Origin of the sequence: Corynebacterium afermentans subsp. lipophilum, assembly GCF_030408375.1 — a bacterium.
In the GTDB taxonomy this organism is placed as follows: Bacteria; Actinomycetota; Actinomycetes; order Mycobacteriales; family Mycobacteriaceae; genus Corynebacterium; species Corynebacterium lipophilum.
This window is the reverse complement of the sequence record NZ_CP046530.1, coordinates 542,555-563,114: the sequence shown is the minus strand read 5'-3', so window position 1 is coordinate 563,114 and position 20,560 is coordinate 542,555. Positions and strand designations below refer to the sequence as shown.

Annotated in this window: 18 protein-coding genes; 5 read left to right on the top strand and 13 right to left on the bottom strand. The window is 66.5% G+C overall.

Annotated features, from left to right (window positions below; translation table 11 throughout):
• Positions 1 to 12: 12 nt before the first annotated feature.
• The 8 genes from CAFEL_RS02685 to CAFEL_RS02650 are packed head-to-tail and all read right to left on the bottom strand — an operon-like array spanning position 13 to position 12,509.
• Positions 13 to 2,061: an ATP-dependent DNA helicase UvrD2 gene (locus CAFEL_RS02685; protein ID WP_194560885.1), complete on the bottom strand. Its 2,049-nt coding sequence runs from the start codon at positions 2,059 to 2,061 to the stop codon at positions 13 to 15.
• Positions 2,052 to 2,828, bottom strand: a complete 777-nt coding sequence (locus tag CAFEL_RS02680; RefSeq protein ID WP_194560884.1) for an NAD(+) diphosphatase — start codon at positions 2,826 to 2,828, stop codon at positions 2,052 to 2,054. The genes CAFEL_RS02685 and CAFEL_RS02680 overlap by 10 nt, the downstream gene beginning before the upstream one ends.
• 4 nt (positions 2,829 to 2,832) lie before the next feature.
• On the bottom strand, positions 2,833 to 3,909 hold the full coding sequence (locus CAFEL_RS02675) for a potassium channel family protein (RefSeq protein WP_194560883.1): 1,077 nt from the start codon (positions 3,907 to 3,909) through the stop codon (positions 2,833 to 2,835).
• Positions 3,906 to 7,217 carry an ATP-dependent helicase gene (locus CAFEL_RS02670; protein WP_228496496.1) on the bottom strand — a complete coding sequence of 1,104 codons (3,312 nt, stop codon included), beginning with the start codon at positions 7,215 to 7,217 and terminating at the stop codon, positions 3,906 to 3,908. Before CAFEL_RS02670 ends, CAFEL_RS02675 begins: the two co-directional genes overlap by 4 nt.
• On the bottom strand, positions 7,210 to 10,332 hold the full coding sequence (locus CAFEL_RS02665; RefSeq protein WP_194560882.1) for an ATP-dependent DNA helicase: 3,123 nt from the start codon (positions 10,330 to 10,332) through the stop codon (positions 7,210 to 7,212). The genes CAFEL_RS02670 and CAFEL_RS02665 overlap by 8 nt, the downstream gene beginning before the upstream one ends.
• A gap of 17 nt (positions 10,333 to 10,349) precedes the next feature.
• Positions 10,350 to 11,081, bottom strand: a complete 732-nt coding sequence (locus tag CAFEL_RS02660) for a hypothetical protein (protein WP_290172172.1) — start codon at positions 11,079 to 11,081, stop codon at positions 10,350 to 10,352.
• A gap of 10 nt (positions 11,082 to 11,091) precedes the next feature.
• On the bottom strand, positions 11,092 to 12,273 hold the full coding sequence (locus tag CAFEL_RS02655; RefSeq protein WP_194560881.1) for a DUF3152 domain-containing protein: 1,182 nt from the start codon (positions 12,271 to 12,273) through the stop codon (positions 11,092 to 11,094).
• An 11-nt stretch (positions 12,274 to 12,284) separates the two neighbouring features.
• Positions 12,285 to 12,509, bottom strand: a complete 225-nt coding sequence (locus CAFEL_RS02650) for a DUF3107 domain-containing protein (RefSeq protein WP_194560880.1) — start codon at positions 12,507 to 12,509, stop codon at positions 12,285 to 12,287.
• A gap of 102 nt (positions 12,510 to 12,611) precedes the next feature.
• Here CAFEL_RS02650 and CAFEL_RS02645 point away from each other — a divergent pair, with 102 nt between their 5' ends.
• Positions 12,612 to 13,871 (top strand): DEAD/DEAH box helicase, encoded by a 1,260-nt coding sequence (locus CAFEL_RS02645; protein ID WP_228496516.1) that lies wholly within the window; start codon positions 12,612 to 12,614, stop codon positions 13,869 to 13,871.
• The gene (locus tag CAFEL_RS02640; protein WP_194560878.1) at positions 13,868 to 15,079 is read left to right on the top strand and encodes an Rv3212 family protein; all 1,212 of its coding nucleotides are present in this window, start codon (positions 13,868 to 13,870) and stop codon (positions 15,077 to 15,079) included. Before CAFEL_RS02645 ends, CAFEL_RS02640 begins: the two co-directional genes overlap by 4 nt.
• Before the next feature lie 33 nt (positions 15,080 to 15,112).
• Here the strand turns inward: CAFEL_RS02640 and CAFEL_RS02635 are convergent, their stop codons facing one another.
• Positions 15,113 to 15,481 (bottom strand): hypothetical protein, encoded by a 369-nt coding sequence (locus tag CAFEL_RS02635; protein WP_290172170.1) that lies wholly within the window; start codon positions 15,479 to 15,481, stop codon positions 15,113 to 15,115.
• 575 nt (positions 15,482 to 16,056) lie between these two features.
• On the opposite strand from CAFEL_RS02635, the gene CAFEL_RS02630 reads away from it, so the two are divergent.
• Positions 16,057 to 16,320 (top strand): WhiB family transcriptional regulator, encoded by a 264-nt coding sequence (locus tag CAFEL_RS02630; RefSeq protein ID WP_034997533.1) that lies wholly within the window; start codon positions 16,057 to 16,059, stop codon positions 16,318 to 16,320.
• 93 nt (positions 16,321 to 16,413) lie between these two features.
• Positions 16,414 to 16,488 carry a 50S ribosomal protein bL37 gene (locus tag CAFEL_RS11275; protein WP_095066802.1) on the top strand — a complete coding sequence of 25 codons (75 nt, stop codon included), beginning with the start codon at positions 16,414 to 16,416 and terminating at the stop codon, positions 16,486 to 16,488.
• Between the two features lie 94 nt (positions 16,489 to 16,582).
• Here the strand turns inward: CAFEL_RS11275 and CAFEL_RS02625 are convergent, their stop codons facing one another.
• The 3 genes from CAFEL_RS02625 to CAFEL_RS02615 form a co-directional block, all read right to left on the bottom strand.
• Positions 16,583 to 17,914 (bottom strand): zinc metalloprotease, encoded by a 1,332-nt coding sequence (locus CAFEL_RS02625; protein ID WP_290172168.1) that lies wholly within the window; start codon positions 17,912 to 17,914, stop codon positions 16,583 to 16,585.
• 535 nt (positions 17,915 to 18,449) lie between these two features.
• The gene (locus CAFEL_RS02620; protein WP_194560876.1) at positions 18,450 to 18,728 is read right to left on the bottom strand and encodes a mycothiol system anti-sigma-R factor; all 279 of its coding nucleotides are present in this window, start codon (positions 18,726 to 18,728) and stop codon (positions 18,450 to 18,452) included.
• Entirely contained in the window at positions 18,728 to 19,366 is a 639-nt protein-coding gene (locus CAFEL_RS02615) for a sigma-70 family RNA polymerase sigma factor (RefSeq protein ID WP_228496495.1), read from the bottom strand. The genes CAFEL_RS02620 and CAFEL_RS02615 overlap by 1 nt, the downstream gene beginning before the upstream one ends.
• A gap of 45 nt (positions 19,367 to 19,411) precedes the next feature.
• Between CAFEL_RS02615 and ybaK the strand changes: the two genes are divergently transcribed.
• Complete coding sequence (gene ybaK / locus CAFEL_RS02610; RefSeq protein WP_194560874.1) at positions 19,412 to 19,876, top strand: Cys-tRNA(Pro) deacylase; 465 nt, start codon at positions 19,412 to 19,414, stop codon at positions 19,874 to 19,876.
• Between the two features lie 15 nt (positions 19,877 to 19,891).
• On the opposite strand, the gene CAFEL_RS02605 is transcribed toward ybaK, so the two are convergent.
• A complete protein-coding gene (locus CAFEL_RS02605) occupies positions 19,892 to 20,554 on the bottom strand; it encodes an SOS response-associated peptidase (RefSeq protein WP_194560873.1) in 663 nt (220 codons plus the stop codon).
• Positions 20,555 to 20,560: the final 6 nt, after the last annotated feature.

Below are 20,560 nucleotides of genomic sequence, written 5' to 3'. Positions count from 1 at the left end.
CGGGTACCCCCCTTATCGGAACTGCCCTAACACCTCGAGCACGCCGGCGCCGTAGTTGTCCACCTTCACCGGGCCCACGCCGGAGACGCCGAGCAGCTCGCGCTCGTCGGCAGGCATGGCCTCCGCGATGGACATCAGCGTCGCGTCGGTGAACACCACGAACGCCGGCTGGCCGGCTGCACGCGAGACATCCAGGCGCCAGCGCTTCAGTGCGTCGTAGACGGCCTCGTCGAAACTCGGCTCGCACTCCTCGTGGCGGCCCAGGGACTTCTCCGCGGGCGTGCCCAGCTGGTTGCCGCACACCCGGCAGCGCTTCGCGCGCTTGAGCCGCTGCGGGGATTGCTCCACCTCCAGCTCCGGCACCAGCCCGTCCAAGAAGCGCGAGCGGGTGCGGTTTTTGTGCCCGCCCTCCTGGCGCGCCAGCGACCACGACATGTGCAGGTGCTCGCGCGCGCGGGTCACGCCGACGTAGAACAGGCGGCGCTCCTCCTCGATCTGCTCGTCGCCCGCCTTGAGCGCATGTGAGATCGGAAGCGTCTTTTCCACCAGCCCCACCAAGAACACCGCGTCCCACTCCAGGCCCTTCGCGGCGTGCAGGCTAGCCAGGGTCACCCCGTCCACGGCCGGGGGCTGCTTCGCGTCGGCGCGGCGGCGCAGCGATCCCAGCACCTCCGCCATGGTGGATGCCTCGCGGGTGCGCACGATCTCCTCGATCAGATCCACCAGCGCGCTCAAGGACTGCCAGCGCTCGCGCGCCTTCGCGCCCTCCGGTTCCTCCGGCGTCAACCCCAGTGGGGCGAGCGCGGCACGCGCAATGCGCACCGGATCATCCGGCAGGTCCGTGCGCTTGGAGGCGCGCAGAAGCTGCGCGAACGCCTCGCGGATCTCCGCGCGCTGGAAAAAGCCTTCGCCTCCGCGGACCTGGTAGACAATCCCCTCGTCCGCGAGCGCGGCTTCAAACGCGGCGGACTGGGCGTTGATGCGGTACAAGATGGCGATCTCGCGGGCGGGCACGCCGTCGTTCAGCAGCTTGCGCACCTTCTGCGCCACCGCGCGCGCCTCCGCGGGCTCGTCGTCGTAGCCGTTGAACTGCGGCTCCGGGCCGTGGCCGCGCATGCCTTCAAGCTGCAGGCGGGTGCCCGCGATGCGGCCGGTGGCCTTGCCGATGACGGTGTTGGCCAGCTCCGTGATCTCCACGGTCGAGCGGTAGTCGCGCTGCAGCTTCACCACGGTCGCGTGCTCGTACGTGCGCGAGAAGTTCAAAAGGTAGTCCGGGGTCGCGCCGGTAAAGGAGTAGATGGTCTGGTTGGCGTCGCCGACCACCGTCAGGTCGTCGCGGGTGCCCAGCCAGGCCTCCAGCACGCGCTGCTGCAGCGGGGTGACGTCCTGGTACTCGTCCACCACGAACGACTGGTACTGCGCGCGGAACTCCTCCGCCACCGCCGGCGCGTTCTCGAGCGCGCCGGCGACGTGGATGAGCAGATCGTCGTAATCGATCAGCATGCCTTCCGGGCTGGTCTTCGCCTCCTCGTAGAAACGGTAGACCTGGGCGACCTTCTGCGCGTCCGCCGGCGGCGTGCGCGGGGATTCGGCGATGCGCTGCACGTAGTCCTCCGGGCCGATGACAGAGGATTTCGCCCACTCGATCTCGCTGAGCAAGTCGCGCACCATTTCCTTGCCGGTGTCCAGGCCTGCGGCGCGGGTGGCGCGGGCGACGATGGGGAACTTGTTGTCCAGCACCCGCCACGGCAGATCGCCTGCAATCTGGGGCCAGAAGTACTGCAGCTGGCGCGTTGCCGCGGAGTGGAACGTGCGCGCCTGCACCCCGCCGATGCCCATGGCGGTGAGGCGGTCGCGCATCTCGCCGGCGGCGCGTTTGGTAAACGTCACCGCCAGCACGCGGTTGGGTGCGATTTGGCCGCGGTCAATCAGGTTGGCGATGCGGTAGGTGATCGTGCGGGTTTTGCCCGTGCCCGCGCCGGCGAGGATGCACACCGGCCCGCGCGGCGCTTCCGCCGCCACACGCTGGTCCTCATCCAGCACGCTGAGGTCTATCGCCATGGGTGTGCTCCTTCCGGGGTGGGTGTGTGCGGTGTGTCCGCCCAGTAGTCGATGAGTGCGCGGGCGATGGTGCCCTCCGCGGCGAGCGTGAGGGAGTCCAGATCGGCGCGGCTGGCCCACACAGTGCGGGTCAGCTCTCCGTCGGTGGGCGCTTGCGCATCGGTATCCGTCGTGCGCGCCGCCATGCCGAGCATGAGCGCGCCGGAGAGCGGCCACGGCTGGGAGCGCAGGTAGCGGACGCCGCTTACCCGGCGGCCGGTTTCCTCCCACACCTCGCGGGCGAACGCGGCCTCAAGCGTCTCGCCGACGTCCACGTAGCCCGCCACCAGGGTGAGGTAGCCGGGGCGGCGGGCGTTTTCCACCAGCAGGATCCGCTCGCCCGCCGGATCCTCCACCAGGCCGATCACGCACGGGTCCAGCCGCGGGAAGATCGGCCGGCCGGTGGCGCCGCGCGCGACGATGCCGCCGTCGCCCCAGCGCACCTCGGAACCATCTGCCGGGTCGAAGCGGGTGCGCTCGCGGGCGTTGACCAAACCGACGGCGCGGGCGGCCAGCGGGTGGCTGGCGTGAGTGCGCGCGTCCCCGGTCGCTCCGTGCGGCCCAGCAAGATCTGCCGCATCAACACCGTGCACGCGGGCCGCAGTGACCTCCCGGGTCACGTGCACGTGGGAGGAGATTTCGGTGGAGGCCGGAGGTGCGTGAAAAAGCTTCGGCTCCCCGTCGTCGCCGAGCGGGAAGCGCCCGGCAGCATCGATGAGCAGGAACATCCAGCTAATCCCGGTTGGTTATTGCGCCGTTCATGCGCACGTACAGCAGGCGGTCGCCCGGCTCGACCGTTTCCGCCTCGGGGGAATCGATGCGGTAGAGCTCGCCGGAGCGCACCACGCCCAGCACGATGTCCGCAAGGTGGCGGGGGTTCGCGCCGACCTCGTCGTCCGCGATCTGGCGCTCCGCAACCGCAAAGCCTTCGTCCGGGCTGAGCAGGTCCTCCATCATCTCCACCACCGGCGGGGTGACGGTGGCGATACCGAGCAGACGGCCCGCGGTTTCGGAGGAGACGATCACAGAATCCGCACCCGACTGCATGAGCAGGTGCTGGTTCTCGCTTTCGCGGACGCTGGCCACGATCATCGCGCTCGGCGCCATCTCGCGCACCGATAGGGTGATCAGCACGGCCGTGTCGTCCGACGACGGCGCGACGATGACAGACCTGGCGCGGCTGACCGCGGCCACGCGCAGCACGTCCGACTTGGTGCCGTTGCCGTGCACGGTGATCAGACCGCGCTTTTCTGCCACGGAGAGGGCGGCCGGGTCCGGATCGATGACCACGACCGACGACGGCGCGGTGCCGCCCGCGATCAACGCGTCGATGGCCGAGCGGCCCTTCGTGCCGTAGCCGATGACAATGGTGTGGTTGCGCACGCTATTCCTCCACTGTTGGATCTGGAGCGTCTTACGGGAATCCTCCGTCAGCACCGACAACGTGGTGCCGACCAGGAGCATCAGGAAGGCCACGCGGGCCGGGGTGATGAGGAAGATGTTGACGAGGCGGGCCGTCTGCGTCACCGGCGTGATGTCGCCGTAGCCCGTGGTAGACAGCGTCACCGCGGAGTAGTACAGCGCGTCGATGAACGTCAGCGGCTCGGAGTAACCGTCACGGTCGAGGTAGGCCACGAACGCGATGGCGACCATGAGCAGCAAGGCGTAGCCGAAGCGCCGCGCGATGAGCGACCACGGAGTCGCGCGCGCCGCGGTGGGGATGTTCACCACATCGAGCAGGCTGTGCACCGGGATCTCGGTGAGGTTGGTCGCGTCTGCGCGCAGCGACAACAGGCTCCGAAGCTTCATCCCTGCCGCTCCTCGCTTTCTCTTGCTATTTCTTCACCGGGCGTGCCGGCTCTCGCGCCTCCGAGCATTGTCTCGAGCTGGTCGAGATCCGGCAAGGCGCGGGGCGCGAACGTCTCGCCGGTGCGCACGTAGAAAAATACCGCCCGCACCGGCTTGCCGTCACGTGCGATCCGGCGCCACGCCTCACGGTAGACCGCGAGCTGCAGCTGAGCCGATTCCATCGCGTCGCGGCCGGGCTTCTCACCGGTCTTCCAGTCCACCACGACCCAGCCGTCGTCGTCGGCGAACACGGCGTCCATGCGCCCGCGCACGACCGAATCGCCCAGTGCCAGCTCGAAGGGGTGCTCGACGTACTCGGGCGTGCGCCCGGCCCACTCGCTGGCCTCGAAGTTGCGTTTGAGCCGCTCCAGGACGGCGCGGTCCACTTCGGCCTCATCGTTGCCCGGCAGCTCGTCTTCAGTCAGCAGCGGGCGCGCACCGTAGAACTGCTCCAGCCACTCGTGGAACGCGGTGCCGCGTTTGGCGTAGGTGTTCGGCTTGAACGGCACGGGGCGGCGGGCGCGGCGGGCGAACTGCTCCGGGTCCGCCTTCAGCGCCACCACGTCGGAGGCGGTGAGTTCGCCCGGCATGACCACCGGCACGTCTGCGGCTTGGGCGGCGTCGTGCTCCTCAATCAAGGCTGTGGCGTCGCGCTCCCAGAGCGAAAAGAGTTCGCCTTCGGTGTAGTCCGGCAGCGAGTCCATGGCGGCACGGACCGCTTGGGCGGCCGCGAGGTCGCGTGCCGCAGGCGAGTAGTGGGGCCAGCGTCCGGACTCCGGTGTGGCCGCCTCCTTCTCGCTCGCTTCCTCTGCGATGTCAGGCTCGGTACCGTCGTCCCAGACCACCACGCACTCCTCGGGCACCCGCTCGCGCATGGCGGCGAAGTGCTCATACGGTCCCGCCTCCCGCGCGACGCCTTCGCGGCGGCGCGAGCCGGTGACGATGAGTTTCTTCCCGGAGCGGGTCACCGCCACGTAGAACAACCGGGCCGCTTCCTCAGCCAGATCCCCGGCGACTTCCTTGAGCCAGGCCTTGCCGGCTTTTTCAAAGTCCGAGCGGTTCTCCACGTCCGCGAATACCGGGTAGACGTCCGGGTCGCCGAACGTTTCCGTCGGAAGGTACCGCGGGAAGGTGAGGAAGGTTTCCGTCTTGGACTTGTACGTTGCCGCGTCCGCGTGCAGCACCGCCACGGTGTCCCACTCCAGCCCCTTGGCCTTGTGCGCGGTGAGGATCTGCACCCGGTCCTCCTTCACCGCCACCGAGCCCGGGGCCAAGCCGTCCTCGAAGCTGCGGGCGAGTTCGAAGAAGTGCAGCAGCCCGTCCAGGCTCGCGCCCGGGTATGCGGCGACCTCTTCGAGCAGCCGGTCCAGGTGTACTGCACCCGTGGCGGAGCCGCGGGCGAGCACTTCGGTGCGGATGCCGAAGACGTGGATGATGTCGGCGAACAGGTCGCTTAGGCGCTTGCCCAGGCTGTGGGTGCGCAGCCAACGCAGCTTCGCCGCGGTGTCCCGCATGCGCGCAAGGCCTTCCTCGCTGTAGCGCTCCGGCTCACCCAGGTCCGCCAAAGCGTCCGTGAGCCCTTCGGGTTTGTCCGAGCTGGCGGAGATTTCCGCGGCGCGGGCCACGAGCTCATCCAGCTGGGCGTGCAGGTGCTCCGCCGCGTCCGCCGGGGCGGCCTCCGGCGGGGTGTCCAGCGTCGAGCCGTGCAGGTTGTTCGCCCGCGACGCCAGCGCCTGCAGGTCTGCCAGGCCCAGGCCGACGGCCGGTCCGCCGAGGAGGCGCAACGCGGCCGCGGTGTCGTCCGGGCGCACCAGCATCGTGGCGATGGCGACGGTGTCGGCGACCTCCGGGACGTCGAGAAGCCCGGCTAGGCCCACAATCTCGTAGGGCACCCCGCGCTCCTCCAGGGCCGCCGCCAAAAGCGGCGAGTGCCGGTTCTTGCGCACCAGCGCGGCTGCGGAAAGCGCTCGTCCTTCCTGTACTGCCGCCTGATATTCCTGTGCGAGCGCGTCAGCCACGTAGGCGATCTCCGCGTCCTGGTCCGGGAAGAAGCCCAGGGTGACGTCTCCGGCCTCCGCAGCCGGTCGCGCCCGAAGCGCAGCCACCGCCCGGTTCTCGGCGGTGCCCAGCACCGCGTCGGACACGCCGTTGGCCAGCTTCAGCACCTCGGGCGGGTTGCGCCAGGAGGTGGTCAGCTGCTTTTTCGGCGCCGCGCCTGCAGGAGACGGGAAATCCTCCACGAACGCGGCCAGGTTGGCCGCGGTGGCGCCGCGCCAACCGTAGATCGCCTGCATCGGATCGCCCACTGCGGTCACCGTCAGCGACGGGTCCGCGCCCTCACCGAACAGGCTGCGCAGCAGCACGCGCTGCGCGTGCGAGGTGTCCTGGTACTCGTCCAACATGACCACGCGGTAGCGGGAGCGCTGCGATGCCCCCACCGTCTTATGGTCCCGCGCCAGCTTTGCTGCCACGGACATCTGCTCGTTGAACGTGACCACGCCACGGCGGCGCAGCTCCGCCGCCAGCTCCTCCACCAGGGGCAGCATGTTCACGCGCATTTCCTGCTTGGAGCGCCATTTTGTGAGCACCTTGGTGAACTCTACGCGGGCACCCGGGGCCATGGGATAGGACTCGGTTTCTGCGAGGAAGTCGTGCGCGTGCCCGCGCACCCACTCGGGCGAAGCCAGCTCGTTGCCCATCGCCGTGGTCAACGCCAGCAGGTCCTCCACCACAGTGGCCAGCGACGGGTTGGATCCCATCTCCGTGATCAGCCCGCCGGAGTAGTTGACCACCACGTCGGTGGCGATGGCGTGCAGCTCCGCGTCAGTGATCAACCGGGCGTCCGGCTCCACCGGCACCAGTAGGCCGTATTCGCGGATCAGCTCGCCGGCGTACGAGTCGTAGGTGGACACCGAAGGCGCGATCACCTGCAGGTTGTCCGCTAGCTCGCCGGACGGGTCCAGGCGGTGCACCAAATCGGTGTTGGCCGCGAGCGTGCCCAGACGGTCCCGGATGCGCTTGCCCATCTCCTGGGCGGCCTTGCGGGTAAACGTCAGGCCCAGAACTTCGTCCGGCCTGGCGTAGCCGTTGGCCACCAGCCACACCACGCGCGCGGCCATGGTTTCGGTTTTGCCGGCGCCGGCACCGGCGACCACCAGTAGCGGGCCGGGCTCCGCGCCGATCACGGCGGCTTGCTGGTCTGTCGGCGGGTACTGCTGGCCCAGGTAGCGCGACAGCAGCACGGGAGACATCGGGGTGGGGTTAGACATGGTGGATCGTCGCTCCTTCCGGCTGGACTGGACACAGCGCTCGCACAGCGCAGCGGTCGCACTGCGGGCCGACCACGGCGAGCAACGTCGGTCCTGCGGTTTCCTCGGGCAGCCCGTCGAGTGCGGCGGCGAGCGCCTCCAGCTCGTCGTCGGTTTTCTTCGCCTGCTCGCGGGTGCTCAGCGTGGTCTTGCTGGCGTTTGGGTACACCAGCACCGCCCCGCCCACGGAAAGGGCATTTGCGCCGTCGCGAGCGGTGACGACCTTGCCGCCATCGAACTCGCCGTGCGCCAGCGCCAGCTGGTAGGTGGCCAGCTGGGGGTTGTCCGCGGTGGCGTCGCCGGTCGGCGGGTACGCGCTCGTTTTCAAGTCCACGATGTGCACCGCACCGCTGCTATCGCGCTCGAGGCGGTCCAGTCTGCCGCGGATACGGACGTTGTCGCTGACCTGGACGTTCACATCTGCTTCCACGGCGACCTGCTCAAACGCCCCGCGGCTGGCCTGCAGCCAGCCGTGGGCGCGCTCGAGCATGGCCCGAAAGTCCGCGATGTCTCGCTCGACCTTCCACTCCGGGGCGTTATCCGCGGCCCGGCGCGCCGCCACGGTCGCATCCAGCGCCTCGGTGTCGTCCATGCCGTTGCCCAGCGCCTCGAAGTAGGCGTGCGCCATAGCGCCGTAGATCATGTCCAGCGATTCATCCAGGCCGGACATCCGCTCCAGCACGGCCTGCATGGGGCATGCGAGCAGCTTTTCCACCCGCGACGGCGATAGCGCCGGCGAGACGTCGAGCGGTTCGCTTGTAGACGGCTCCGTGGTCGTCCACCACTGCACAGGGTCCGCGCCCAACACGCCTGCGTCCGCCAAACGTGCGAGTTGGCGCGACGCCTGGCTGCGCTCTGTTTCCGTGGATGCAGGATCCACCAGCACGCGGCGGAACTCGGCGATCAGGTCGTCGTGCGCGAGCACACGCACCACCGCGCTGGCATCCTCGGCGTCAGCGGCGGTACCTGTGTTTTGCCCGGAGATCCGGGAGGCGTCCGCGGACGAGCCCGCGATACGCACCGGGCGCGGCTGCACGCCATAGTCCCGGCAGAATTCCTCCACGAACCTGGACCGCTGCTCCACTTCTTCGCCGTCGTCGCTTTCCACGGCGGTGACCAGGAGCTGGTCTGTGGCGCGGCTGGTTGCCACGGTAAACAGGCGGCGCTCCTCCACCAGCCGCTCGTTGATGTGGGAGACGGGCACACCGGGGTCGACGTCGTTGTCGATGAGGTCCACCAGGTCTTCCTGGCGGAACAGCGACCCGGTCTCCCCCAGGCTCGGCCAGGTCAACTCCTGCACGCCAGCCACGACCACGCGGCGGAACTCGCGGCCCACCGCACCGTGGGCGGTCAGCAGTGCGGCGGCGTCCGGGGTGGCGTTTCGGCGGTCGCGCACGCCGGTGGGCAGCTCCTGCTCGGTAATCGAGGCGACGAAGGATTCGATGCCCGCGCTGGGCCTGCGCTCCGTGTGGTCGCCAGCCGCGTCGAACAGCGCCATCACGGCATCGAGATCTCTGTCCGCCTGCGAACCGGTCGCGCCTCCCCGCAGCGCAGATGCCAGCAGACGGTTAGCCAAGCCCGTGGCGTGCCAGAGTGCCCACAGCACTTCCTCCACCGTGCCGCCGTGAGCAAGCACAGTGCGCCCGGCGTCGAGCACGTCGCGCACGCGGTGCAAGATGTCCAGCTCGCGGTCCGTGAGCACGGTGCCGAAATCCGGCAGCCCGGCCGGAGTGAGAAGCAGCTCGCGCAGGCTTTCCTCCGCGCGGACCTCCGGCGACCAGCGGCGCAGGCCGCGCAGTAACCTGCGCAGCGTCACCGGGTCAGCACCGCCGACGGGGCTCAACAGCAGGTCGCGCCACTCGGTGGGGTTGAGTTCTTCATACAGCGCGCGCACGCCGAGCAGCAGCGCCGAAACAATGCGCTGCTCCCCCAGCACCAGGTCGGTGGGGTTGAGTGCGACCGGCACCCCGGCGCGCAGCAGGGCGCGCCGCATCGGCTCAAGCAGCGGCGTGGAGCGCACCACCACCGCCATGTCGCGGTACGCCACGCCCTCTTCCAGGTGGGCGCGGCGCAGCGTGTCCGCCACCAGGGAAAGCTCCGCCGCGCTGGATTCTGCGATCGCCGCTGACCGCGCAGGCGCCCTGCGGGTGGCCCCGAGGTTGATCACCTCGTGGTCCAGCCCGCCTAAGTCCTGGAAGAATGCCGGGGAGGCGCCGCGGAAGTGGAACACGGATTGCTCCAGATCCCCGCCGACGACCCCGAGGTCCGCCTGCTCCAACAGCTTTCGCACCAGCGCCGCTGAAGCCGGCGCCAGGTGCTGCGCGTCGTCCACTATCACGGTATGCCACGTTCGCGGCAGCTCCACCTCAAGCGCGGCCGCGATCAACTCCGACGCCGACAGGCGGTGCGCGCCGGACAGTGCCATCACCTGCTGGTATTCACGCAAGAAATCGCCCGAGGCGGACCAGATGCCAATATCGTGGCGCTGGCCCAGCTCCACCAGATCATCCGGGCCCTGGCCGCGCTCAATGGCGCGTAACAAAAAGTCCCTCAACTGCCGCGCAAAACCCACCATGGGCAGCGCCGGGCGTAGCTCCTCAGGCCAGGTGCCGCCGCCGTCTTCGGCGTGGCCCTGCAGCAGCTGGCGGATCACCGCGTCCTGCTCCGCGCCGGAGATCAACCGCAACTGTTCGTCCATCTGCTGGCGCACCAGCGCGAACGCGAGCGAGTGCACGGAGCGCACCACCGGCTCGTCGGAGACAAACCCGGAGGCGGCAAGCGTGTCCGCCAGCTCCGCGCGCAGCCGCGCGCCGGTCTCCTTGGAGTCCGTGAGCACCAGCACCCCGCCCGGGCCGTGTTCCGCCTCGCTGCCTGCGTGCCTGCGCATCGCAGCTGCGGCGGTGTCCAGCAGGAAGCTCGATACTCCCGAGCCCGGCTCTCCGGTCACCTTGTGCAGGCCTTGCTGGGGCAGCTCAACCGGCCATTCGCGCTGCGTGTCCGGGCGCGTGCGTGGCACGAGGTGGGCCTTCGGCTCGAGTATCGCCGGGGGCACGGGAGAGGGTCTGGTGGAAGTCATGCCGTTGATTGTGTCACTCACTCCGACACGAGCGCCTGATCAACCCTCTCAGCTATCGAACGTATGTCCGAACCCGCAGCTCTCGCGCAGGCCACGCGGTACTCCAGCGCGTGGCCTGCGAGCTCCCGCAGACCCGGCACATGCGCCCACCGGTCAATAACGGCCGCATCACAGGCCTGAGCCAGCAGCCCGTCCACAATCACCAGCGCCGCGGTAAAACCGCGGGGGCGCTTGCTTGAAGACGGCACAAGGTCCGTCAACGTCGGCACCATATCCCCAGAAAAGAGCAGGCAGGACGCGAAGTCCATGTGTGCGACAACGTCGCCGGGCTGTGGCGTGTAGTCGCGCCACACCGCCCGCTCTGCTGTCGCGAAGGCGTCGCCGCGGTCCGCTGTCGGCGCGTCGACTCCGGCCATCGCCTCGTCGTAACGCAGGGCGGCGGACACGGCTTCGTCGATACGCGCGAGCACCCGCCCCTCAACGAACTCGCTAGCTTTGAAACCGCCGACCACCAGGCGGCCGTCGGTGGCGCGCACCGGGCGGGACACTGCGATGCCTGCGCCGAACTCGCCGGCATGGTCGCGGGCCTTGCCGGACCAGGCGGCCGTGTCGCTCGCCTCGGAGACCACGACCCGGCCGAAGCGGACACCGTTGTCCCACTCCGGACCTAAAGGTATGCCTGCCCGGCCGTCGAGCTGGAACGCTGACAAAACATGCCCGGGGATGTGCTGTGCTGTGCGCTGCGCCACCGCCTGCCTCCTACAGCACCGCTGGACGCGGGTAGGGCCACGGGTTCGGCCGGCACGTGTCCGGATTGTCCGGGTAGTTGTCTTCCGGGCTCATCTGACGCAGCTGCGCATTGTTCAGACTCAGGGTCTGCTGCATCATGATCGGCGCCAGCGCATTCGGCTCCGGGCACGGCACGTGCTCCGCAAAGCCCACGGCGTGGCCCACCTCGTGGTTGATCAGGTACTGGCGGTAGCTACCCAGATCACCCTGGAACGGCACGGCGCCGCGCACCCAGCGCGACTCGTTGAGCAGCACCGTGTCCTCGCCGGTGATGCGGGTGCGGCAGCTGGTTTCGGTGCCGATCTGCACACCGCACAGCTCCGCGGTGGTGTCCAGCGAGGCCAGACGGATCTTCAGCGACGGATTGTCGTTGACACCGACGTGCTCGAAGCGGAAACGCGGGTCGTTGATCCAACCGCGCGGATCGCTCAGCGTCGCGTCAACCATGTGCGCAAACGCTTCGTCTCCGCCGTAGCCGGAGGTGTCGATACCGTGCTCCACTTCCACGGCGAAGCGCACCACGATTTCGGTGCCCTCGCCGGCGCTCATGCCCGGTGCGCCCACCTCGTAGAAGGTGCCGGCGCCGGTGGTGGTGTACGGCCCACCCGGCGGCAGATCGTGGGGATCGAACTCCCCCTCCGCGATTTTCGCCGGCTCCAACGGCTTCACGCCACCCTCCGGGTCTTCCTCACCCTGCGCGGGCGAGGCGGCTGCGGAATCCTCCGCCTCAGCAGAGGAACCGGTGGCCCCCACCGCGAGGTCCTCCGGGTTTTGGAACATGTTGATCAGCACAAAAACGGTGATCACGGCCAGCACGGGGATGGCGTAGGCGCGCCAGCCGTACTCCTGCGCAAACGCGGCGAGCTTGCTATCGCCTGCTTCGGCGTGTGCGGCGCGGGATGTGGACCCCCCTGAGGCGTCGAAAAGCTTCCCGCGTTTTTGCGGGCGTTCCTCGGTGCGGCTGGGCGCGTGAGCAGGGTCGGCGCCTTCGGATTCGAGGTCCCAGCTATCAAACCAGTCGCCGAAATCATCGTCGGCGGCGTCACTAGCGTTGTATTCGCCGTCGCTGGGGCGGCGGTGCGCTCCGTGGCCGCCCTCGATGGAGCCGCCGCCGCGGGCGTCCCGCTCATGTGCGCCGTGCCGTTGTGCCATAAATGCGTAATTTAGCGCATGAACCCGACGGATCGGGCTGCGGCAGTCCCCTGCTCCACGTACACGATGCGGTCGGTGCGGATGAGGTAGACCCGACCCTTGTCGTCCTCCACCTTCAAGGTGGCCTGGCCGCCGTCAATGGCCTGCTCGACGGTTGCGATGATGTCGTCCTGCCCCTCCGGCAGCTTGATCGTGAGTTCGCGGGGGCTGTCTGCAAGACCGATCTTGATATCCATGGCGCTATTGTAACGACCTGTAGTTAAGATGATCGCGTGCCCTATTCAGCTGAGAGTGAACACCACCGCGCCTCAACTGGCGCCCCGGCCGGCGAGAAATCGCTGCCGCCGACGTTTGCTCAGCTGGGTGTCGCCGCCGAAATCACCGATGCGCTGGCGCAGCGCGGCATCTCTCGACCTTTCTCCATCCAGGAGTTGACGCTGCCCCGCGCGCTTGCGGGCCGGGACATCATCGGCCAGGCCCGCACCGGCATGGGTAAGACGTTCGGCTTCGGCGTGCCGCTTGTAGACCGTGTGTTTGACGACGCGGACATCGACGAGCTCGACGGCACCCCACGCGCGCTGGTGCTGGTGCCCACCCGCGAGCTCGCCGTGCAAGTGGGCGACGACCTCGCCTTCGCCGCGTCTCAGACGCCGGTGCGCGTGACCACGATCTACGGCGGCCGGCCCTACGAGGACCAGATTGCGGCGCTGGAAGCGGGCGTGGACGTTGTCGTCGGCACGCCCGGGCGTCTGATTGACCTGCACGAGCGCGGGGACCTCACCCTTTCCGCCGTGGCGATTCTGGTGCTCGACGAGGCTGACGAGATGCTGGACATGGGCTTTCTTCCCGACATCGAAAGGCTCTGGGCGGCGGTGCGCGATGACGCGCAGACGATGCTGTTTTCCGCCACCATGCCGGGCCCGATTCTGACGCTTGCGCGGGCGAAGATGAACAAGCCGGTGCATATCCGCGCCGAGTCCGCCGACGCGCCGCGAACCCACGACACCACCCGCCAGGTCGCCCTGAAGTCCCACCGCATGGACAAGCCCGAGGTGGTTGCGCGCATCCTCCAGGCCCACGGCCGCGGGCGCACCATCATTTTCGCCCGCACGAAGCGCTCCGCCGCGGAGTTGGCGGAAGATCTCGCGCAGCGCGGCTTTACCGTGGCGGCGGTCCACGGTGATCTTGGCCAGCGTGCGCGTGAGGCGGCGCTCGATGCTTTTCGCCGCAGTTCGGCCGACATTCTCGTCGCCACCGACGTCGCCGCCCGCGGCATCGACGTCGAAGACGTCACCCACGTGATCAACTTCCAAACGCCGGATGACCCAATGACATACGTGCACCGCATCGGCCGCACCGGCCGCGCTGGCAAGAAAGGCACGGCCGTGACGTTGGTGGGCTACGACGAGGTGCGCAAGTGGGAGGCGATTAACGACGAGCTTTCGCTAGATGCCCGCGAGCTGCCCGAGTGGTTTTCCACCTCCCCGGAGCTGCACGAGGCGCTGAATATCCCGGACTCGGCTACTGCACGAGTGGGGCGCCCGCGTAAAGTGCTCGGAGCACGCCCAGCACGAGCCTCAGGAAGGAAACGGCGATGAATTCTCCTCTGCGTCGCACCCGCGGCGACCTGATCGCTACCGGAGTAATCGCAGGTGTCTCAGCGCTGCTGCTGGGCACCGCCTTTTTCACCGCCCCCGCCCGCGACGCACACTTGGTTGCCGCGGAAGAAGAGCAGGAAGATTACGGCCAGCTCGCCGTAGTGCCGAAATCGTTCAGCGAGGAGTTTTCCCTGCCGGACACTTCTGGCCGCGACCAGCCCTTGGTGTCCAATGGCATGGTGATCACCTACAACGACAACACCCTCTCCGCCACCACGCCGGAGGGTGAAACCGTGTGGACGTACGAGCGGCCCAACGAGCTATGCCTGGTGGACCAGGCCTGGGGCAAGGTTGTGGCAACCTACCGCGACAACGCGGGCTGCGGCGACGTGGTGGCCATCGACGCGAAGACCGGCAAGTACGCCGGCACACGCTCGGCCATCGCACCGGACGAGGTGGTGCGTTTAGCCTCAAATGACCGTGTGGGCTACGCCAGCTCCGAGCGCGCCGAGGTGTGGCGCTCCGATCTGGTGCGCACCGTGGAGTACGGGCACGTGGAGGCGAAGCAAGAGCCGGACATGCAGCCCAACGAGTGCACCATCACGTCTGCGCTGACCCGCACGGAGCTCGTTGCCGTCACTGAAATTTGCGACGACGGCGCGTTTTTGCGCCTGCAGGAGGCTACGCCGGAAGATTCGCGCAAGCCCGAGGTCCTCGCCAACGTGGAAATCAGCCCGGACGCGTACCTGGTGTCTATCTCCCAGGACGCGGCCGCGGTCTATGACCCGACCACCTCCGAGGTGCGCGGTTACGACAAGGAGGGCACCAACATCAGCTCCTCGTCGGTGCCGCAGATGGATAGCCCCGAGCTCGGCCCGGACGGCATTGTGAAGAACCTGCCCGTGGCTGACTTGCCGCACCACATGACGTACTGGGAGAACAATTCCCTGCTGCTTATGGATCCAGCAGCGCTCGCCGTCACGGGCGTTTTCCAGGGCGCGCTGGGCACGGGTTTCTCCGCCGGCGAGAAGCTGCTCTATGCCTCCGACAACGGCATTGCCGTAGTGGATTGGGATAAAAACGCGGTGGACAAGATCATCCCGGTCGACCGCGGCGGCTACTCCGGCCCGGTGCACATCTCCTCTGCCGGCGCCACCATCGTGGAAAAGCGCGGCGACGACGTTGTTGTGATGAAAGCCAATACCTAACGCATCGGCCACACAACCTTTGAGCGCGGCGCTTTACTGTGAGCGCCGCGCTTTGCGTTGCGCGTAGCGCGCCTCGCTGTATTCGCGCGTAGCCGGGTGGAAGATACCGATGAGTGCGAGCACGGCTGAGGCCAGCGTCGCGGCTCCCAAAAGCGGCACGCCGCCGCGGAACATGTACACCGCCACGCCTGCCAAGATCGCTTCCACCAGCACGATCGCGCCGGTCGCGCGCGGGTTACCCTTCAGTGTGCTCACCGCGGCATAGGCGATGTAGCCGAAGATGATCACAAGAAACGTCGCGGTGCCGATGTTGACGTAGTTCGCTGCCGGGGACTGCGACTCCAACGTCGAGGTGTGCTCAGTGAACTGGGAGACGATCAGCGAGGCCGCGTAAATAAACATCGCTGCACACTGCAGAAGCACCACCACCGCACTGAAACGCATCACTGCGGGCACGGTTCCTAACGCAACTTCGGACCTACTTTGGGCGGGTTTATTGTTGGTTTCCACATCGAAGCAGTCTAGGCCCCGCTACCCCACGCTCCCATTCGTGTTGCACGATTTGACGGTGACCCATCTCGCACCGGAACCGTGTTTGCGCAGTTCACATTGCTTATCGACGACCTCCGGACGAATCCCGCCCCCAACCCAGTCCAACGAAAACAGGGTTAGAATCTATGATTCCTGTCACACTTTGGCTTACACCCCTAGCGCGGTGTAGGTGAACGTGCCATTATTTCCGGGTAGCAAAAACAACGGGCTGGTTAAACAGCCCTTAACCCTAAGCCACCACAGGGTTAACGCCCGGTAAACCGGAAGACGGGTCCCGCATCCAACGGGAAGCTCCGCCCGATGCCAGGAATCAAACTTCGTTTGCAACGCATCCGCCACAATGCGGGTGTTTGTGGTGCGCACGTAATTGCACATGGATTGAACGCAGGATTCAACACACACGACCCAAAAGGAGAGTCATCATCATGGATTGGCGCCACGAAGCAATTTGCCGCGACGAGGACCCGGAACTGTTTTTCCCCGTCGGTAACTCCGGCCCGGCCCTGAGCCAGATCGCCCAGGCCAAGCTGGTTTGCCACCGCTGCCCCGTCACCTCCCAGTGCCTGAAGTGGGCCCTCGAGACCGGCCAGGACGCCGGCGTCTGGGGCGGCCTGTCCGAGGAGGAGCGCCGCGCGCTCAAGCGCCGCAACAAGGCTCGCGCCCGCAACCGCGCTCGCCTGTCGGCATAAGGCCATAAAACTCCGCCGGATTACCTTGCCAGCAGTGCAGGGCGATACAGTGGAACATCTGTAACCGGTACCCATAATTCAAAGGAGGCCCCCATGAGCAAGCGTGGTCGCAAGCGCAAGGACCGTCGCAAGAAGAGCGCTAACCGCGGTAAGCGCCCCAACTCTTAAAGCGCGGTAAACGAAGTAACAAGCGGGCCCTTCCCAGTTCGGGAAGGGCCCGCTTTTTGGCTTCTACCTACCGGCCAGCCGTAGCTTTTACGCCTTAGCGCATTGCGAAGAATGCTGCGCCGATGCCGAGGGCTGCCAGGGCTGCGACGACGCCGCCGATGATGATTGCGATGTTGGGCTGGTTGTTGGGCTGGTTGTTGGTCTGCTTCGGGGTGTCAGCCTTGGCGGGTTTGACCTCTTCGACCTTGGACTCATCCTTGGGTTCGTCCTTGGGTTCGTCCTGGGCCGGTGTGGTGGGGGTGACACCCGGCTGGGACTCGGCGTCAGCGGCGGGGATTTCCTCGGCCGGGACGAGCTCGACCATTGCGTGTTCTTCGGCGACCTCGACGGGTTCAGGCTGGGTGGTCTCGACTATTTCCTCGGGCTGCTCGACCTCTTCAACGTCTGCCTTGTCGGCGATGTCGGCGCGGGCGCCGATGGATTCGGCGTAGACACCGATACGCGGGCTGTCGATCTCCAGGTTGTCCCAGTCGGCGGGGATGAACACATTGCCCTGCGGGGTGTTGGCGAAGTAGGGCTGCTCGGAGTAGTTGAAGTAGTCGAACTGGTGGTTGTAGTTCATCACCGAGTGGTAGCCGTCTTGCATCGGCGAGCCCTCAGCGAAGTCCTCGACGTACTTGGCGGCACCCCAGTGGCGCAGGCCCAAGGTGTGGCCGAACTCGTGCAGGATGGTGTTGCGCACCTGCATGTCGGTGGCGCGACCGTCTGGGTTGGCGATGTAGAAGGCGTTATCGCCCACCAGCGACAGGCCCGTGGCATTCGAGCCTGCACGCATGCGGTCGCCGAGTACGCCGGAGCGGAAGATGTTGTCGCGCTCGCCGAGGGCGTTGATGTTGTCGATGAGCTGGAACGCCTCGTGCCGGCTCGGGCTGAAGTAGACGTCGCGGTAGTCGATGCTCTCGCCGCCGTGAGTGTCGGTGTAGTTGGCGATGTTGGTGTAGTGCGCACCGGCGTCGATGTGCAGGTTAATGCCGTGGTCGTCGAACAGGTCCACGAGGTCATCCAGGGCCTGCGTCGACGGAGCGTAGGAGGTGCGGTTGGCGTCTGCGCACTCGCGGGCGGCGGTGGTGTTGCAGCCCAGGGTGTCGTATTCGGAGGCCATCCAGTTCAGCTGGAGGAACACATCCGGGCGGTTGGGGTCCGCGCCCCAGTCCGGCAGGGGGATTTCCGTGCCGTCGGCTAACACGACGCCTTGTTCTTCCCAGATATCCGGCAGGCCGTCGCCATCGGAGTCGATAAGCGTTGCGGTGTTAGTGCGCACTGGCGCTAGCTGAACCTCCTCAGCTGCGTCTGCGACGGTAACGCCGGACACCGCGATGGCGGCGGCAACTACTGCGGCGATGGTGTTTCGGAATGCTGCTCGCATCTCGGTGACTCCTTGATGGTCTTTGTTCTCTTTGTTACATCCACGAGTTTATGCACCAAATATGCGCTGGTAAACCGCTCGGGGAAAGCCTGGAAAAACCTTGAAATCGTTGAACATTCTTTCCGGATTGTTCAACGTTTCCACCCGTTGTGGCCTGCGGATTGTTCAGCAATCCGGGTGGTGGATCCGCGTTTTCGTCAGCTTTGTTGAACGATCGAACCGTGTGCGGTGCCAGATGGTTGAACAATCCACCACAACTGCATACTATGCACTTTCAGGTGTTTTCTTGCATAATATTGGCTAATCACGGCTCTACCAGCGCTTTCGGGTTGAACATACAACTCATTGCTTCTCAGGTAGCCCGGTTTTTCCCGTGAGATACCGGTGTGTGCACCGGATTGTTCAAAGATCGGCGGATTGTTCAGCAATCCTGCTTTACCCCCTACCCCCGTTTTTTACCCCCGCTGCGGGGCCACGGAGCCGTCGCAAAGCAAAAAGCCCGCAACCTTCGGGCTGCGGGCGAGGAACACGGACCTTATCTATAGCGAACTTCGGTGTAGCTCACCGTGGTGATGGAAGCGACGATGCGCTGGCGCAACGGCTCCGGAGCCTTCACGGCGCCGCAGCACTCGCGCACCATCGCGCGCACGTCACGCTCAGACTGCGCGACGGCCAAACACTCCGGGCAAGCCGCCAGGTCGTTTTTGATCTCCTCGCGTCGCTCAGGCGCGGTGTCTTCGTCGAACAGCTCGCACAGCATGCGGTAAGTGGCGTCGCAGCCGTGAGCGTCGGTGTGGGTGTGTCCAGCGGACATTACTTCTCCTTCGCGTCCTGCTTACCGGCGGCATCTGCCATGTCAGCATGGTCGAGACCGATACCGCGCTCCTTCGCCACGTCTTTCAACATCCCGCGAAGCTGTTTTCTTCCCCGGTGCAGCCGGCTCATCACGGTGCCGATGGGAATCTCCATCACTTCCGCGATCTCCTTGTACGCCATCCCCTCCACATCCGCGTAGTAGACCACCATGCGGTAGTCCTCGCTCAACGCGTTGAGCGCCTCCGAAATCCGGGAGTTTGGCATGGATTTCAGCGCCTCCACCTCCGCGGACTCCAGGCCGGTGGAGTCGTGCGAGCTGGAGGTGTAGAGCTGGTTGTCCGTCACCTCGTCCGCCGAAGTTTCCAGCGGGCGGCGTTGCTTCTTGCGGTAGGAGTTGATGTACGTGTTCGTCATAATCCGGTACAGCCAAGCCTTGAGGTTGGTGCCGGGGGTGAAACTGCCGAAGTTTTTGTAGGCCTTTAAATAGGTCTCCTGCACCAGGTCCTCGGCATCCTGCGGGTTGCGCGTCATGCGCAGCGCGCCGCCGTACAGCTGGTCCAAAAGCGGCATCGCTTCTTCGTTAAAGCGCGCCTTCAGGTCATCGCTCACGCCTGCGTCTGGCTCGGTTTCGGGCATGTGAGCCATTGTAGGGCCAGCATTTGCAATCGCTACCCTGTGCCCATGGCAGAGAAGACGCACGCACTGACCGCACTGCAGGGCACCGACCACAAGGTGCTGACCTACTCCCCCAGCCAGGACCACTTCGGCGAGCACGCGGCCGAGGAACTCGAATTAGATCCAGCGTCGGTACTAAAAACGCTGGTGATCACCCACGAGCGCGAGCTGGCCATCTGCTGCGTGCCCGTGGACGGCCACCTGTCTTTGAAGGCCGCGGCGAAAGCGCTCGGCTGGAAGCGCGCAGAGATGGCGGATCCGGCCAAGGCGCAGCGCGCGACCGGCTACGTCGTCGGCGGCATCTCGCCGCTGGGCACGAAGCAAAAGCTGGCAACGCTTATCGACGCCTCCGTGGCCGACCTCCCCGCCATCAACGTCTCCGCCGGCCAGCGCGGCCTGTCCGCGCAACTGAGCCCGCGCGACCTGGCAGAGCTGACCGGGGCGACGTTCGCGCCGATCAGCGCGCCCTAGCTCCAGTCCGTAGATTCAGTCGGCTTTGCCCATAAGTTCCGCATAGTCGTTTCTGATATTGCCCACTTCCTGGGCCGCCTCGTTCCACACCAGGGTGTCCGCCACACGCGAGGGGTGCACTAGTTCCAGGGCTTCCTCCGGCGTGCCGTCTATCCAGGTGCGGATCTCGTCCTCGCGCAGAAACAGCGGCAGGCGATGGTGCAGCCACGCCATGTTCTCTGTGGCGTCCGTGGTGACCATCGTGGTGGATAAACGGTCCAGCCCCGTCTCCCACAGTGCGGCGGCGTACAGCATGCTTTCTTTCGGGCGCACGAAATAGGGCTGCTTGCCGTTTTCGGTGGGCTTCCACTCGTAGTAGCCGTCCAGCACCATCAGCCCGCGCCGAGCCTTGAACGCGCTGCGGAAGGACGGCTTCTCTGCCACGGTCTCGCCCCGGGCGTTGAACAGCGGCGGCCCGGTCTCATCCTTCTTCCACGTGGGCAACAGGCCCCACCGCGCGGCGTCGATACGCGCGCTGCTTTCCGCGACCCTGATCAACGGCACCTGCTGGGTGGGCGCGATGTTGTAGCGCGGCGGCGGGGTGCCGTCCGGGGCCTGAACTTCCGCGATACCGGGAAGGCCCGCCACTGCCTCAACGAGGTCGTCGCCTGACGTGAAAAGAACGAATCGTCCGCACATGCGCTC

Coding starts and splice junctions, on each gene's coding strand:
- CAFEL_RS02650 (WP_194560880.1), bottom strand. CDS start 12,509: ATGGATATCAAGATCGGTCTTGCAGACAGCCCCCGCGAACTCACGATC.
- CAFEL_RS02615 (WP_228496495.1), bottom strand. CDS start 19,366: ATGCCCGAAACCGAGCCAGACGCAGGCGTGAGCGATGACCTGAAGGCG.
- CAFEL_RS02685 (WP_194560885.1), bottom strand. CDS start 2,061: ATGGCGATAGACCTCAGCGTGCTGGATGAGGACCAGCGTGTGGCGGCG.
- CAFEL_RS02640 (WP_194560878.1), top strand. CDS start 13,868: ATGAATTCTCCTCTGCGTCGCACCCGCGGCGACCTGATCGCTACCGGA.
- CAFEL_RS02665 (WP_194560882.1), bottom strand. CDS start 10,332: ATGACTTCCACCAGACCCTCTCCCGTGCCCCCGGCGATACTCGAGCCG.
- CAFEL_RS02670 (WP_228496496.1), bottom strand. CDS start 7,217: ATGTCTAACCCCACCCCGATGTCTCCCGTGCTGCTGTCGCGCTACCTG.
- CAFEL_RS02605 (WP_194560873.1), bottom strand. CDS start 20,554: ATGTGCGGACGATTCGTTCTTTTCACGTCAGGCGACGACCTCGTTGAG.
- CAFEL_RS02680 (WP_194560884.1), bottom strand. CDS start 2,828: ATGTTCCTGCTCATCGATGCTGCCGGGCGCTTCCCGCTCGGCGACGAC.
- CAFEL_RS02620 (WP_194560876.1), bottom strand. CDS start 18,728: ATGTCCGCTGGACACACCCACACCGACGCTCACGGCTGCGACGCCACT.
- CAFEL_RS02625 (WP_290172168.1), bottom strand. CDS start 17,914: ATGCGAGCAGCATTCCGAAACACCATCGCCGCAGTAGTTGCCGCCGCC.
- CAFEL_RS02655 (WP_194560881.1), bottom strand. CDS start 12,273: ATGGCACAACGGCACGGCGCACATGAGCGGGACGCCCGCGGCGGCGGC.
- ybaK (WP_194560874.1), top strand. CDS start 19,412: ATGGCAGAGAAGACGCACGCACTGACCGCACTGCAGGGCACCGACCAC.
- CAFEL_RS02675 (WP_194560883.1), bottom strand. CDS start 3,909: ATGAAGCTTCGGAGCCTGTTGTCGCTGCGCGCAGACGCGACCAACCTC.
- CAFEL_RS02635 (WP_290172170.1), bottom strand. CDS start 15,481: ATGTTTATTTACGCGGCCTCGCTGATCGTCTCCCAGTTCACTGAGCAC.
- CAFEL_RS02630 (WP_034997533.1), top strand. CDS start 16,057: ATGGATTGGCGCCACGAAGCAATTTGCCGCGACGAGGACCCGGAACTG.